Genomic DNA, 14,925 nt, shown 5'->3' with positions numbered 1-14,925 from the left:
AAGATCCCTGCAACTTCCTACTCCCCCCCCACCCTCACCATTTTCAAAAACGCCACCTGCAACACATCCCCCAGCACCCCCTCCGGTTTCCAAACCCCGATCACCCGCTGACTCCCCGACTCCACCGTCAAACTCGTCGTGGTCTCGAAACAACGAAACTCCCATCCCCCGCTCGCCTCATCCCAATCCGGCGGCGCATGGTGAAACTCAAAAGCCAGATTCAAATCCATCGTAAACCCATCCGGCCCCAACAACGGATCCATCTCGAAACACATCCCCGCCCAACCCGTCTCCAACTTCGATTTCATAACCCCCTTCCTCTCCCCATCCGTCTCCACCTCCTTCCCATCCTGCCGCACCTCCTCCTCAAATTTCAAAGACGGAAAATCACCAAATTCCATTCCCGATTTAAACACTGCCCGCTGGCCGGAGCGACATTCCAACCGCATCGCATCCACCGCCGAAAACTTCCCTTCCTTCATCCCCACCTGCACCTCTTCCCACAACGCCGAATGATCGCCGCTCTCCCCCATCCGCCCCATCAATTCCCTCACCAACGCACTATCCCCCTGAACCACCCGGACCGTCGCAGACAGAGTGAGCGGTCTTTTGCGAGGGTGCCCCACATACATCTCGATCGCCTCCAAAGTCTCCTCCGTATTCTTTACCCACAGTGTTCCGCTTGCCGCTGAAAACACCGCCTCTGCGCCTTCAGGAAACTGAATCCCCCACCCCTCCAAAACTTCACGAGCCGACGAAAACACCCGCTTGGTAGGGGTATTCGAAAACGGATCCACCGGTGTGCCATCTTCCCCCACCATCACATGCTGGATCAAAAAATCGCCCGGCACCGAAAACACCCGCACCTTCAAACCTCCATCCACGCCGCTCTTCTTCTCTACCGGAATTATCTCCACCAGATCCGCATATTTCTTCAACCCCTCCTCCAACCGCTCGTCCGCCTTCTTCGCAAACAGAGGCACCACCTCACACTTCAAAAACGCCGCCCGCATCCTCCTCGCAACAACTCCCACCGACCACACCCCTACCAACCTCACATCCCCATCAAGAAAAGTCCCGGTGGTTGTCACCGACACGCCGCTTCCATCTAATACCGGCATCTCAATCCCCAGATCCCCCGGCTTCGACCTCAAAATTTTCATCCTCTTCGCTGAAGGCGCGTCGTCATCACTCCAAACATAATTCACATCCACCTGATTCAAATCAGGCCTCAATACTGGATCAACCTCCAACCTCATTCCCGCCCGCCTCTCTTCTTCCACCAGCTCCATCCGACCCTCTGCATCCACCGATACTGACACAAACTCCGTCAACCTCTTCCCTGTCTCCAACACCCCTCGCTGACCCGACTTCACCTCAAGCCGCGACGTTTCACGCACCAGCAACTTCTCCTCCTTGATCAACCCCTCCAACCGCTTCCAAATCTCCCCATGCTCCCTTAAATCTGCCGCCTCGCTCACCATCTCCTGTATCATCCCAGCATCCCCTTCCACCACCTCCAAACGGAACACCAACGAGCGCTGCACCTTGTCGAGCGCCGATTTCTCCAATGTTTCCGCCCACTGCATTCCCGCCACCGTCGATCGCATCGCCAGCGTGTCGCTTTTACGATCATAAACCAACACCGTTCCTTCAGGAAAGCTCACCAAACCACCCCCAAGCTGTCTCTTCATCCACTCCGTGTGCATCCGTAGCACCGATACCCACTCACCTTCAGAAGCACCCTTTCGCGGCAACTCCACCAACCGCCCCGTCTCATCACCCCACCCCGCTTCCACCGACACCATCCCACCCGGCATCCAAAACGATCGCGTCACCCACGCATCCGGATCCACCTCCGCCGCAAGGCAAACCCCTCGACACAAAACAATCAGCAAACCGAGCAACAAACAGCATCTCATTGACCACATTCTCTCAGCCTCAACCATTTACTGTCCAGCCAAACCCCGTCCCACCAGCAACAAAATCCAACCTCACCCTTAAAATGACTGTGATTCTCCCCCTTTTCCCTTATCATAAAAATTCCCTCCGACCCGCCACGCGTTCATGACCCCACTCAACCCTCTCCAAACCCTGCGCCGCAGTTTTCTATCGCTCCTTTTCGCCGCGACCCTCACCCAAACAGTAAGCGCCCAGGCGCTTTGGAATGGCAACGGAGCCGCCGACAACTGGAATGACTCCGCCAATTGGATTAGCGGAGCCACCACCCCTTTCGACATCTCCGCTGGCAGCTTCGCCCTGCAATTCTCCAACACCGGAGCCGCCACCCTTACCAACGACTTTGCCGCCGGCTACGCCGTCAACTCCATAACATTCCTCGCTGGAGCCTCCGCCTTCACCCTCACCGGCGACAACAGCATCACCCTCAACACCAACGGAGCAATCGCCAACAGCAGCGCCAACAATCAGCGTATCGAATTCGACATCAACACCCTTACTGGCGGAAACCGCGCCGTCTCCAGTGCCGGCTCCACCACCCTCACCTTCACAGGCGACATCACCGGCTCCGGCACCTTCTACGTTACTGGCGGCAACGTCACCATGGAAGGCGTCGTCAGCGCCTACGTCTATCGCACCAATGGCGGCACCCTGACCCTCTCCAATCCCAACAACAGTTTTGCAGGCGAAGCCCGCGCCGCAGCCGGCGTCCTTAGCGTCAACAACATCGCCAACAGCGGCGTCAACTCCGCCATCGGCAGAGGCACCACCATCACCCTCGGCCAATCCTACGCCCAGTCCGTCAGCGTCGCCACCCTGCGCCTCACCAACGACTACGCCATCCTCGGCGGCAGCTACGGCACCGCAGGCTCCGGCACCACCAACCGCACCATCAACATCGCCAACGGCACCTCTTCCGTCGGCGGCAGCAACCTTGCCGGCATGGGCAACTATGGCGGTGGCATCCTCGAAAATGCCGTCGCAGGCGAAACCGCCACCTTCAACGGCAACATCACCACCTCCTCACGCGACCGCTTCTCAAGCCTCGGACTGCAAGGAATCGGCAATGGCATCGTCAACGGCGCCATCACCAACCAGGCCAAAATGACCGTCACCAAAGCCGGCACCGGCACCTGGACCATCAACGGCGCCAACACCCACGCCGGCCAGACGATTGTCAACGGCGGCACCCTCATCATCGGCAACTCCCAAGCCCTCGGCAGCACCGGCTTCACCACCAACGGCACCAATGGCGGCACCACCGTCACCACCGGCACCCTCGACCTCAACGGCCAGACCAACGTCAACGAAGTCTTCACCCTCAACGGCACCGGAAATGGCGGAGTGGGAGCCCTCACCAACAACAGCGCCACTGAAGCCAGCATCGGCAACGGCATCGCCTCCATCACCGTCACCTCCTCCAGCGCCAACGTCGGAGGCACCACGCCCACCGTCACCATCTCTGGCGGCGGCGGAACCGGGGCATCAGCCGTCGCCACCCTCGGCGTCACCGCAGCCAGCTTTACTGTCACCGACGGCGGCAGCAATCAAACCGGCACCGGCTCCAACACCTACTCCACCCCGAACATCACCGCTGGCGGCGGCCAGGGTGCCTCCGCCAAGGTGACCGTCGCAGGCGGCGTTGTCACCGGTGTGGAAATCCTCAGCATGGGCAGTGGCTTCACCTCCGCCCCCTCGATTTCCTTCGCCGTCCCCGGCTCAGGCAACGTCAATGGTGTCGTCAATCCCACCTTCACCACCAACAACAACAATTTCGCCGCTGAAGTCGCGGTCACCAACGCCGGCAGCGGATACACTTCAGCCCCCACCGTCACCCTTAGCGGACCCGGAACCAACACCGCCGTCGCCAACCTCTCCTCCGTCAACCTCGCCAGCGCCTCCTCCATCGGTGGCAGTGGCGACCTCACCATCGACGCCGTTGTCTCCAGCACCAACGACACCTCCCACCTTACCAAAATTGGAACCGGCAAACTCACACTCAACGCCGCCAACACCTACACCAGCAATACCGCTCTCAATGGCGGCACCCTGCTCGCCAACAACACCACCGGATCAGCCACCGGCAGCGGCAGCCTGACCAGCCTCACTGGCAGCAACGCCACGCTCGGAGGCAACGGCACCCTCCTCGGCGGCGCAGGCAAAAACATCACCATCAATCAGGGAACCAACCTCATGGTTGGCAGCACCCATGGTTTGAACGCCGGAGGCCCTCAAATCCTCACCATCGGCGACGCCCTTGCCCCCACCGCCCTCGACGTCAGCCTGTTCGGCACCCTTCAGTTCGACCTGTTCGGCAATGATGGCTCATCAACGTCACTCGCTGAAAACGATCGTTTGCGCGTTTACTCGAACACCGGCGTCGATCTCACCAACAGCATTCTGCAAGTCTCAGCCACCGGCCTCACCACCACCACCTGGGCGATCAACGACACTTGGAAGCTCATCGACTGGACCGGTGCCCCCACCTCCACTGGCACGCCGACCATCAACCCAGCCCTCCTCCCCACCCTCGCGCCCAATCTCGTCTGGAACAGCTACACCACCTCCGACGGACTTTACCTCACCATCGCCGACGCCATTCCTGAACCTTCGCGCATGCTGCTCCTAATTGGCGCACTTGGCGCCCTCCTTATCCAGCGCCGCCGTTAACCTGCCGTCAAAATCATTTGCCGATCCAGCGATTCCGTCCATATTCCCAACCCTCCCGCCGCAAGGCAGAACTTTGAAAATCAAAGCCGGTTTAGCTCAGTTGGTAGAGCAGCTGATTTGTAATCAGCAGGTCGTCGGTTCGAGTCCGACAACCGGCTCCATTCAGAATCAACGATTATGGATGTTCACGGTGTTCATGTAAAAATCAGACTTGGACACTTTTGAAATTCTCCCTTTTGATGGCTTGTCCCATTTCTGACTCAGCCATATTCGAGACAACAGTTGTCAGTTGCCGCCATCGCCAGCGGTGACCACCTCTCCCCGATCAGGGTATGCTGTCGCCATAGCCATCGGCTCATCACCTCCATTTAATTTGCACGGCTTGAAGATTGAAAATAATTGCTGCTTTGCCTCAAAGAATCTAATATTTGCCCTTATGAAAGTCGCTCTTTCTCTCGTCTTCATTTTGTCCACTTCGGCATTTGCTCAAGTCGCTGAATTGAAATTGGACGAGTTACGCGTCAAAAAAGACTTCGGGGGAGAGACCGTCTACACGAACGCAACCCTCACAAAAGTTGATCCTGACGGCCTTCGATTTGTTCATGATTCCGGAACTGTGAAAGTGCCGTTCGAAAAACTCCCGACTGAAATTCAACAGAGGTTTGCGTTTGATTCTGAAGCGGCGGCGAAACATCGAAAAGAAATGGCGGCCGCTGCGATGAAAGAGGAGGAGGAGGTCAAGCGAATCAGGCAAGCGGAAAATGACCGCATTCAGGCAAACAAAGACCATCAGGCAAAATTGGCTAAGTCAGTGACGATGCTCGTGAGAGTGATTTCGGTCGATAAAAAGGGGGTGATTGCAGAACAAATGGGCCCGGGTCGTCCCGTCGCCAGCAGCATGGCGGCAGTAGGCGGTGGAGGAGGCGTCGGTTCGGGCGGCTTGGCTCCCTCAGGTCCACCCATGTATTTATTTGGCAATCTGCCAGTAGGGTTGTTCGATGATGCAATGTTCCGCGTGCAGGCTACACCAGATGGAACTTTCTCCTACACAACCGTTCTTGGGTCAAAAAGCACAGTCAAAAGCTTCGAGGTGTTGAATTACGAGGGCCAAAAAAAGAACAGAACCCCATAGCTGACTTGCCCAGCGCTGCATCTCTCCCCAAAAAATCGCGAGCGGAAACCAAAACTTGAACCGCTGTTCATAAAGTGTTCTAATGAACAATATGAACGCGATTGATTTCAGTTCAGTTCCCGGCGTGCATAAGCTGCGACCGATGCCGGGAATGGTTGGCAGGTTCCACCGATTGGATGAATGCGAGCTTGATGCAACCTGGGAAGATGGGGTGGCGGTCACCGTGCTGGGGTGCGCTTCTGGTAGGTTCGCCATTCAAGACGAGCGAGGGCGCGGCGTGGTGGTCGACGAGGCCGAGATCGATCTGGACTATCAGATTTGGATCGGTGGAAAGTGGCAGCCCCTCGACTGCGCCGAGGCGGTGCAGTGGTTCGATGAGTGTGGCTTGTGGCTGTTCGTGAACGCTGGGAGCGACGATGAAACGTCAGAGCGGCGGTGCAACACGGCCAACCAGTTCCTTCAGCTCACCCGACTTTGAAAGGGGTGCGGATCACATCGCCCTCTTCCTGGTTTCCAACGCCGTGTTAGTGAGGTGGCGAGAGGTTAGCCAGTGACGTTCAGGGGGTTCCACTCGTTCCACATTTCAGCAGCTAGTTTGATATACTGGAGGGCTTGATCGCCTGCCTCGAAAGCCTCACATATTTCCATAAATGTGTTCTTTTGAACCATTTATTAGGTGCATGATTGAATCTTGTTGTTGATTTTATACAACATTCGTAGTTAATATGTGATCCCCATACCCTTATTCCCAATGAATCAAACGACCATCACTACATTCGGGGGCTACCTTAAATCTCTGAGGATGCTCAAGAAAATATCACTGCGTAGCTTCAGCATCGCCGCACAAGCTGACCCGGGAAATATTAGTAGAATCGAGCGAGGCCTTTTGCCGCCTCCTCACGATAGAGCGATTTTAGAGCGATACGCGACCGCTCTGGGTTTAATTGAAGGCGATGACGCTTGGCTTCGTTTTTTTGATCACGCGGCGGCGGATCGAGGAAAGATCCCTAGCGATCTTATGAATGAAGATTCCATTGTGAAATTTTTACCAGCTTTTTTCAGAACTCTTAGGGGTAAAAAGCCAACAGATGAGGAGATGCAGGCCATCATTGAGAAAATTCAGAATAGCTAATTGTTTATATGCCTGATCCTCCACTTTTTCGAGCCCCTTATTATCCTGCCAAAGTTTGCTGGTCTCGCGCTGATGAATTCCGAGAAGAATTTTGGCCCAGTGGTGATTACCCAATCGACGTCCTGGCCATAGCTGAGTTTGGTTTAGGTTTGGAAATGCGCGTTGTAGATAATCTCCTAAATGACCTTGGAGTTGATGCCTTACTGGGGATAGATTTCAACACGCTTGCCGTCGATCGGGATCAATATATGCAGGGTCGATTTCATGGGCGAATGCGATACAGTGTGGCTCATGAAATCGGACACTATGTATTACATCGCGAGTTGGCTGAACAGTTCCCGAAAGATGAGAAAAAGTTGAGGGAATTCTATTCCGAGATTCCGGAACGAGAATATAGTTTCCTGGAATATCATGCGAATGAATTTGCTGGTGCATTGTTGGTCCCACGCAATGAGTTGAGTTCCCGATTGGCGCTTTACGTGGACTCATCCAAACCCATTGAGGAGGGCATCCTTGTAGAGGCCGTGGATGCCCTTGCGGGCCACTTTGCGGTGTCTACAACTGTGATAGAGATACGTCTGATTAAAGAAAAATTAATCGGCTCCTCATAGTCGAAACAATCCTCACTCTCGGATTCTCGTAATCACCCCTCTACAACCGCCCATACAACTCCACCAGCGGCCCCACCGCCTCCTTTAACTCCACCTTCTGCGCGGGGGTGTAGGCTTCGATGTTCTCTTGAAGGATCTTCAGCTTCACCCGGCGTGCCCATGTGACGGGGCGCATCCATGCGTCACGGATGGACTTCCCGCGCTGCGTGTTCGCTGGCAATGCACCAGATAGGATGAACGCTTGATGGAGGTTGCTGGCCTGCCTTAAATCGAAATTTCCGCCCTCCACTTTGGCAGCCAGGCGTTGAAGCCGTGGATGCAACGATTGATGCTAGGCAGATTCTCGGCGAACCAGTCGCCCCGCTTGGCGTAGGGAATGCGCGGCATCCACTGATTGACCTGTCGACCGATCTCCACGCCGATCTTGATCCGTTGGCCAGCAAGCGCGGTGAATGCCTTCGACCCGCCAAGCAAGGCTTCCACCTTTGCACGGAAGGCGGCAACCTCCTCAGTGGTCGGCATTGCTGCCAAACGCTCTTGTTGCACGGCGAGTGCTTTCTGTTGACGCCTTAAAAGCGGCGGCGCTTCCGTGTGATTCGGTGGGAGGTTTTCAATCAGCAGGTCTCGATTCGAGTCCGACAACCGGCTCCATTCCTGCCAGGAAAACGCTTCTCAAAAAATCGCCTGCAACACACAGCCAACGACGCAGGCGATAATCCCTGCCAGAAAGGCCCCGTAGGCAAACCTCAGGGTCTTCAATTTGCGACGGACAATGATGCCGCCCATCTGATAAATGTCTCGTGACAAGGCTTCAGAAATTGACGCGTCGCGATCAATGGTCGCCTTCATCCGGCGAATGAACTCATCCTCGCTCAAGTTGATGAAGTGACTGCAAAATAGCAGGTTAAATCCGGGTTGTTTCGGGTCATGAAAACGGATCCGCGGGATCAAAGTCAGACAGCAGAACACCAATGCAAGAACCGATCCCGCTGCCAAAACAAGAAATGGCAGGCCGATGGAGGCTTGCTGATTCGCCGTCGCGACGAAACCGAGGATCACGATGGTTCCACCAAGAAGAAAGCTGGCCTTCTGATCGGCAAGCGCACTGAGGGCCACGTGATGCTGATGAACCGTGCGCAGCAGATAGATCGCGTTCCCGGTCATCGAATCTTGATTGGCATTAGGAGGGAATTCGGATGGATCAGAAACAGTGGGCTCGGACATTGGGCCGCGATCTTCCGGGGCGATTGACCATCGGGCAAGCACGGAGCCCTTATGTGACGGAATCGTAACTTATTGAATTGGGAAGGCCAAATCCCTCAATTTCCACCAGACTTCCGAACGATTCGTTCATCTTTTCTCTTCGCTCACCGCCCAACTAAGCCGATTCAGGCAGAAACGTCGGAAAGACGATCCCGCTTCCTTCAGGAGTATCTCCATAGGCCTGAGCCACATGCAATTCAATGTTGCGTGCACCCCATCCATAAAGCGTTCTCACCAACCCCGCAGCAGCAGCCGGAGCCAGCAAAACATAACTCTTTCCCCCCAACTCATTCAGCGCCGTCCAGATCATCGCCAATGCCGCCGCCTCATCACCTGCAACCCCGGGACCGAGCATCGGCATTGCCGCATTAAGGCTGACCACCAAGACTCCATTGATCCGCCCATCGCCACCTTCACTCACCCAAACCTTCCAAAGTCCAACACGGTCCTCCAAAAAAAACGCGTAGTCTTTCTCACGACGGATTCCCTGCAACGACGCCTCAAAATCGGCAAGCGCCGAAGCCTCATCCGCACGCGCCACCCGAACTCGATCCACGCCCTGCGGTGCTTGCACCGTCATGCCGCCCTCTGGCACCGCCATCATCAGATCCTGAAAAATCGTGCGCGGCACAAAGCCCATTTTGGTATACAGCGAATACGAATCCAGATTCAACAAACTCGACACCAGCCGCACCGGTTTACCCTCTGCCTCCGCACGTTTGATGGCCTCCTGCATCATCGCCCGCGCCACCCCTCGCGCCCCCGCATCAGGCAAAGTCGCCACGATCCCCACCGCAAAATGCGTTTCGCGTCGATGCACAAAACATACCCCGAGGATCTGTCCGCCTTCCTTTTCACGAGCAACCATCGCTTCACCCGGATCCAGCGCTTCATACACCTGTGGAAAAATCAAAAACGGATCCGGGCTGTCCCCAAATCGATACCCCTGACGCAACTTTGACTCATACCAGTGCACCAACGAGCCATGCAACAAGGCGGCAATAGCTGGATGTTCATCACTGCGGACGGTGGAAAATTCAAAGGACATGGCTGTCCCTCCAGCTTAGCCAAATGACTTGAACAGCCCAGCAAAAAATTGACTCTCACGTCTGTCTGCGCCGGCTTCACGACAACCCTCAACATCACCATCACCATCATCTCCAAATTCCGAGCCCCCACCTCCTCTCTTCAAACGGCCATGCAGGCCAACAAAAACCGGATTCTCCCGCGACGACAGCAGGAAAATCCGCTCCATTGCTCCTCATCTTCAAGAGCCACCCGGCAAAAAATTTACCAGGCGGGATGAGATCTCAGTGAGAGCCCCAAGACACCCGTTCAACGAGTGAACGTGATGCTGAAACCCGAGCGATGATAACGCCGTGGTTGATGGCAGGGCTCCACATACACCGGACGCGGCGCACACACGGGGCGATGCACGTAAACGGGCGGACGAACATAGACCACACGAGGAGGAGGGCATTCGCGCACATAAACCCTTCTCTCAGGTTCACAGTAGCGGGACTTGCTGTATCTCCTATAATGATCACCGGCTTCAGCTTGTGAAGCGAAGGCACCCAAAACCAATGTGGCGGAAAGAATGGCGAGGATCGTTTTCATAATCGTTTGGTTGATTGACCCCACATCTGACGAAAGGGTTCCCCGCCTATTCAAAACATTTGGGCATTTTTTAGTCTGCCACTTAGTCCACACCAGCGCCATTTCCAGCGCCCAGATTGATGACCGCTATCCCCTTTTCACGCTCCCCAACAATGCCTCTGCACACGCCTTCGCAAACTCTGGATCATTGATCGCGCAGTCCATCTCCACCACCGCGATCCCTTCGCGCACCCCATGCTTGATCGCCTCAAACAACGCCTCATCCGCCACTGGATCATAAAACGGCTGTCCCGCAGCGCTGATGATGCTGATCGCCTTCTTCGGCAACAACACCGTCACCGGAGCCTTGTAGGCATTCACCTTCTCTGCCAGAATCCGACCCAACTCCGCACACTCCGTTGCATTGGTCCGCATCAGCGTCACCTGCGGATTGTGATGATAAAACGTCCTTCCCGCAAACTTCGCCGGCACACTCTGCGGTTCTCCAAAATTCACCATGTCCAGGCAACCCGGCACCACCACCGCCGGCACTCCCGCCTTCGCCGCCGCATCCAGCCTGTCCGGCCCCGCCCCCAAAATTCCGCCCACCAGCTCATCCGCCCATTCCGTTGTCGTGATGTCCAAAACTCCTGCCACCAATCCACTGGCAATCAACGACTCCATCGCCCGACCACCCTGACCTGTTGAGTGAAAAACCAGCACCTCAAAACCCGCCTCTTCCACCAGTCGCCTTGCCTCCGTCACGCAATCCGTCGTGTTGCCAAACATGCTGGCCACCACCAATGGCTTGTCAGCCGCAGGACGATCCGCCCGCGCCACCGCCGCCTCCACCATCCCGCAAATTGCCCCCGCCGCGTTTTCAAAAATCGTCCGCGAAATCCGATTGATGCCCGCCACATCCACAATTGCGGGGATCATCACCACATCCACCGAACCCACATACGGCGCGACATTGCCGCTCGCCAAAGTCGACACCATCACCTTCGGAAAACCAATCGGCAACGCCCGCATCGCCGCCGTTCCAATCGCCGTGCCACCGCCACCTCCCAAGGAAATGATGCCGTCAATCGTTCCCTTTTCCACCAACCCGGCCACATACTTCGCCGCCGCATTCGCCATCCATGTCACCGCCAGACCACGATCTTTTTTTCCTAGCACCTCTTGCCATTCATCCCCACCACACGCCGCCACCTCTTCCGATCCCACATCCGGCTCAATCAGCGGTTTCTCCAAACTGCCCACATTGATCAACAACGTCTCATAACCTCGCTGCCGGATCATGGCCGCAATGAATGCGTGCTCGTGACCCTTCGTGTCAAACGTCCCTAAAACAGCAATGGTCGGCATGGTATCTTCAGTTTAAGACCAACTCAATAATGCATCCACTAACCTTCAACCGGCGGATGGTTCAGCAACACTTCATTCGAGGTCGACCTCAAACGAATCGTCTTCTCCTGAAGATTGTGATGCGTCTCCATGTAACGAACCGTCTTCGTTTTCGCCCGCATCAAAACACTGTAAGTCGTCGCCACCTGGCCCTTCACGTTCACCCCGCGCAGCAACGGACTATCAGTGATCCCCGTTGCGCAAAAAATGATCTCGTCTGCAAACGCAAGGTCACGCGAAAGGAAAACCTTGTCCAGCTTGTCACCCCAGCCATCCGCAATCAACGACTGCCGCTCCGCCTCGCTCGACACCCAAATTTTTGATTGCATCCCGCCGCCCAAACAACGCAACGCCGCCGCCGCCAGCACCCCTTCCGTTGCGCCGCCAATCCCGCAATAAATGTCAATCCCCGAACCCGGCAACGCAGGCCCCAGTGCTGCGGTGATGTCCCCATCCGCAATCATTCGCAACGAAGCCCCGCACCGCCGCACCTCCTCCACCAAATACCCATTGCGCGGACGATCCATCACAATCACCACCACATCGCGCACCTCCTTGCCCAAGATCCGCGCCACCAAATGAATCACCTCACCAATCGGCGCATCCGGATGCAACGGCAAACTCGGATCCGCCATCCACGCACGACGCACCGCCTGCGGATACGACAGCTTCTTCATGTAATAAGCCGGCATGTCGAGCAACTGCGACCCGCCATCTGCATCCCGGCTCACCGCCGCAATACACGAGATCGAGTTCGGCATGCCCTTGCTGCAGTTCGTCGTGCCATCCACCGGATCCAGCGCAATCGCATAACTCGGCGTCCCCTCCAGCCACGTCCCCATCCGCTCCCCTTTAAAAATGCCCGGCGCATTGTCCTTGATCCCTTCACCAATCACCACCTCACCACGAATGTTCATCAAATCAAACATCCCACGGATCGCATCACACGCCGCCTCATCCGCCATCTCCTTCTCCCCCTTGCCCACCCACTGCATCACATTCAACGCCGCCGCCTCCGTCGCACGCAGGAAATCGAGCTGCACCAGTCGTTCGATATCACGATTGGAACTGAGCGGTGCAACAAAGGAATTCGAAATCGACATGGGAAAAAAGAAGGGTGGACCGTCATAATGGGCAATTCACTGCCCTCAGTCAATCATAGTTCCTCGGCTCCGACGCCTAAAAAAACCCGACACCTTTGCGCTTCCCCAAACCGGCTCGCAATGACACATTGAAGTCCGTCGCCATGGAAAAAAATCCCGTCCTTCCCACCAAGGAAATCACCATCAACGGACCACGCACCCAACGCTGGACCCTGCAAGGAGACGACTGCAGCGAACTCGCCACCCATGGCATCGCCCGACTCGGCATCGACCACGCCTTCTCTCCTTACTGCCGTGTCCGACTCCGACCCACCGGCAGCTTCTTCCTCGCCTGCCTCGAAGGCGAAGGCAGCATGCTCCTTGAGGGCCACTGGGAACGCATCAAACCCGGTTCCCTCTGCCTCGCCCCACCCCGCGTCCTCAACGCCCTCCATGCCGAACCACCCCAAAAATGGACCTTCGCCTGGATCCGCTACGAAGAACCCCCATGGACCAAACCTCTCGTCGGCGCCGCCTCCCCGCTCCGGCTCACCCAAGGTGCCGAGGACCTCGGACGCATGATCCAGGGCCTGCGCGCCGAATGGCTCAGCGACAAAGACCCCGCCCAAATCCATCACTGGCTCAGCCTCATCCACGGTTACATTCGACGCCTCGTCACCCCATGGCGCAGCAGCTCCCGCATTGCCGAACTCTGGCAACTCGTCGCCCGCGACCTCACCATCGACTGGAAACTCAACTCCCTCGCCGAGCAATCCCACATCAGCGCCGAACACCTGCGCCGTCTCTGCCTGCGCGAACTCGGTCGCACCCCCATGGAGCACATCACCTACATGCGCATTCAAAAAGCCAAGGAACTCCTCGAAACCACCGACGAAAAACTCGAAGCCATCGCCCCCCAGGTCGGCTACCACAGCGCCACCGTCTTCTCCCGCGCGTTCATCCGCTGCGTCGGCATGTCACCCACCACCTATCGCAGCGGCACTAATTCTGTTTACTAAAAACAAACAATCGTCTACTTTTGGTGAACAAATCTCATGTCCCTCCTCAACAAGCTCTTCCCCAAAGCACGCGCGGAAATCCTTCGCCTGCTTTTTGCGGATCTTGATCGCGAAATCCATCTCCGCGATCTCGCCCGCCACGCCGGACTCACCGCACCCGCCTTGCAAAAGGAACTCGCCCAACTCACCGCCACCGACCTCGTCCTCTCCCGTCGCGACGGCAACCGGCTTTATTTCAAAGCCAACACCAACCATCCCCTTTACCCCGAACTCCACGGCATCGTCACCAAAACCACGGGTATCGCCGAACGCCTGCGCACCGCCCTCGACTCCATCCCCGGCATCGACCTCGCCTTCGTCTTTGGATCCATCGCCGCCGGCACCAGCACCGCCGACAGTGACATCGACCTCTTCATCATCGGCACCACCGGACTCCGCAAACTCACCCCCCACCTTCGTCCCCTCTCCTCCGAACTCTCGCGCGAGATCAATCCTTATTGCCTTTCCCCCGAAGACTGGCTCACTCAAAAAAAACGCAGCGACGCCTTCATCACCCGCGTCATCAATGAACCCAAACTTTGGCTGAAAGGAACTCCGCATGAGCTTGCAAGACTGGGCTGAAAACGGCTGGCTTCGTCCCCACAAAACCACCGCCCAACAAATCATCGACCTGCTTGCCATCGTCGAGCGCGACCTCAAAGACGCCGAAGGCAACATCTCCGTCGACTGGCAGTTCGGCATCGCCTACAACGCCGCGCTGAAACTGTGCACCATCATCCTTTACGCCTCCGGTTACCGACCCGAGAAAAACCTCGCCCACTACCGGACCTTGCAAGCCCTCCCTCTCATCATGGGTCACGATCTCGCTGATGAAGCCGATTATCTCGACACCTGCCGATCCAAACGCAACACCGCCGAATACGACACCGCAGGCACCATCAGCCGATCCGAAGCCAAAGAACTCCGCGACTTCACCCGTCAACTCCACCAACAAGTCCTCGCCTGGCTCCAAAAACACCACCCCATGCTAAGTCCTTGAGAGCATCCAAACCTC

At 56.5% G+C, this 14,925-nt stretch carries 16 protein-coding genes and 1 tRNA gene; 9 read left to right on the top strand and 8 right to left on the bottom strand.

Annotation, left to right across the window (positions count from 1 at the left end; translation table 11 throughout):
* Positions 1-17: 17 nt before the first annotated feature.
* On the bottom strand, positions 18-1,922 hold the full coding sequence (locus FEM03_RS21325) for a hypothetical protein (RefSeq protein WP_138088338.1): 1,905 nt from the start codon (positions 1,920-1,922) through the stop codon (positions 18-20).
* A 145-nt stretch (positions 1,923-2,067) separates the two neighbouring features.
* Here FEM03_RS21325 and FEM03_RS21320 point away from each other — a divergent pair, with 145 nt between their 5' ends.
* The 6 genes from FEM03_RS21320 to FEM03_RS21295 all read left to right on the top strand — a co-directional run bounded on the left by FEM03_RS21320 (position 2,068) and on the right by FEM03_RS21295 (position 7,504).
* The gene (locus FEM03_RS21320; RefSeq protein ID WP_138088337.1) at positions 2,068-4,629 is read left to right on the top strand and encodes a beta strand repeat-containing protein; all 2,562 of its coding nucleotides are present in this window, start codon (positions 2,068-2,070) and stop codon (positions 4,627-4,629) included.
* An 85-nt stretch (positions 4,630-4,714) separates the two neighbouring features.
* Positions 4,715-4,790: transfer RNA gene (locus tag FEM03_RS21315), tRNA-Thr, on the top strand.
* Positions 4,791-5,065: 275 nt separating this feature from the next.
* Complete coding sequence (locus tag FEM03_RS21310; protein ID WP_138088336.1) at positions 5,066-5,761, top strand: hypothetical protein; 696 nt, start codon at positions 5,066-5,068, stop codon at positions 5,759-5,761.
* A gap of 82 nt (positions 5,762-5,843) precedes the next feature.
* Positions 5,844-6,239: a hypothetical protein gene (locus FEM03_RS21305; protein ID WP_138088335.1), complete on the top strand. Its 396-nt coding sequence runs from the start codon at positions 5,844-5,846 to the stop codon at positions 6,237-6,239.
* A gap of 273 nt (positions 6,240-6,512) precedes the next feature.
* The gene (locus tag FEM03_RS21300) at positions 6,513-6,893 is read left to right on the top strand and encodes a helix-turn-helix domain-containing protein (RefSeq protein WP_138088334.1); all 381 of its coding nucleotides are present in this window, start codon (positions 6,513-6,515) and stop codon (positions 6,891-6,893) included.
* Between the two features lie 8 nt (positions 6,894-6,901).
* A complete protein-coding gene (locus FEM03_RS21295; protein WP_138088333.1) occupies positions 6,902-7,504 on the top strand; it encodes an ImmA/IrrE family metallo-endopeptidase in 603 nt (200 codons plus the stop codon).
* 40 nt (positions 7,505-7,544) lie between these two features.
* On the opposite strand, the gene FEM03_RS25730 is transcribed toward FEM03_RS21295, so the two are convergent.
* The 7 genes from FEM03_RS25730 to FEM03_RS21265 form a co-directional block, all read right to left on the bottom strand.
* Positions 7,545-7,679: a hypothetical protein gene (locus FEM03_RS25730; protein WP_276609665.1), complete on the bottom strand. Its 135-nt coding sequence runs from the start codon at positions 7,677-7,679 to the stop codon at positions 7,545-7,547.
* Positions 7,680-7,768: 89 nt separating this feature from the next.
* A complete protein-coding gene (locus tag FEM03_RS21290) occupies positions 7,769-8,026 on the bottom strand; it encodes a hypothetical protein (protein ID WP_138088332.1) in 258 nt (85 codons plus the stop codon).
* A 150-nt stretch (positions 8,027-8,176) separates the two neighbouring features.
* Positions 8,177-8,770: a Pycsar system effector family protein gene (locus FEM03_RS21285; RefSeq protein ID WP_138088331.1), complete on the bottom strand. Its 594-nt coding sequence runs from the start codon at positions 8,768-8,770 to the stop codon at positions 8,177-8,179.
* A gap of 112 nt (positions 8,771-8,882) precedes the next feature.
* A complete protein-coding gene (locus FEM03_RS21280; protein WP_138088330.1) occupies positions 8,883-9,815 on the bottom strand; it encodes a GNAT family N-acetyltransferase in 933 nt (310 codons plus the stop codon).
* Between the two features lie 287 nt (positions 9,816-10,102).
* Positions 10,103-10,384: a hypothetical protein gene (locus FEM03_RS21275; protein WP_138088329.1), complete on the bottom strand. Its 282-nt coding sequence runs from the start codon at positions 10,382-10,384 to the stop codon at positions 10,103-10,105.
* Positions 10,385-10,510: 126 nt separating this feature from the next.
* Positions 10,511-11,731: a Tm-1-like ATP-binding domain-containing protein gene (locus tag FEM03_RS21270; protein WP_138088328.1), complete on the bottom strand. Its 1,221-nt coding sequence runs from the start codon at positions 11,729-11,731 to the stop codon at positions 10,511-10,513.
* A 38-nt stretch (positions 11,732-11,769) separates the two neighbouring features.
* Positions 11,770-12,873 carry a class II fructose-bisphosphatase family protein gene (locus tag FEM03_RS21265; RefSeq protein WP_138088327.1) on the bottom strand — a complete coding sequence of 368 codons (1,104 nt, stop codon included), beginning with the start codon at positions 12,871-12,873 and terminating at the stop codon, positions 11,770-11,772.
* 143 nt (positions 12,874-13,016) lie between these two features.
* Here FEM03_RS21265 and FEM03_RS21260 point away from each other — a divergent pair, with 143 nt between their 5' ends.
* Genes FEM03_RS21260 through FEM03_RS21250 form a run of 3 tightly spaced genes read left to right on the top strand, consistent with a single transcriptional unit; the run spans position 13,017 to position 14,910 of the window.
* Positions 13,017-13,871, top strand: coding sequence for a helix-turn-helix transcriptional regulator (locus FEM03_RS21260; protein ID WP_138088326.1), 855 nt, complete (start codon positions 13,017-13,019; stop codon positions 13,869-13,871).
* Positions 13,872-13,907: 36 nt separating this feature from the next.
* Positions 13,908-14,492, top strand: a complete 585-nt coding sequence (locus FEM03_RS21255) for a nucleotidyltransferase domain-containing protein (RefSeq protein ID WP_138088325.1) — start codon at positions 13,908-13,910, stop codon at positions 14,490-14,492.
* Complete coding sequence (locus FEM03_RS21250) at positions 14,470-14,910, top strand: hypothetical protein (RefSeq protein WP_138088324.1); 441 nt, start codon at positions 14,470-14,472, stop codon at positions 14,908-14,910. Before FEM03_RS21255 ends, FEM03_RS21250 begins: the two co-directional genes overlap by 23 nt.
* Positions 14,911-14,925 lie beyond the last annotated feature (15 nt).

The organism is Phragmitibacter flavus, from assembly GCF_005780165.1.
GTDB lineage: Bacteria > Verrucomicrobiota > Verrucomicrobiia > Verrucomicrobiales > Verrucomicrobiaceae > Phragmitibacter > Phragmitibacter flavus.
The sequence above is the reverse complement of the archived record's forward strand: the minus strand, read 5'-3'. Positions and strand labels throughout refer to the sequence as shown.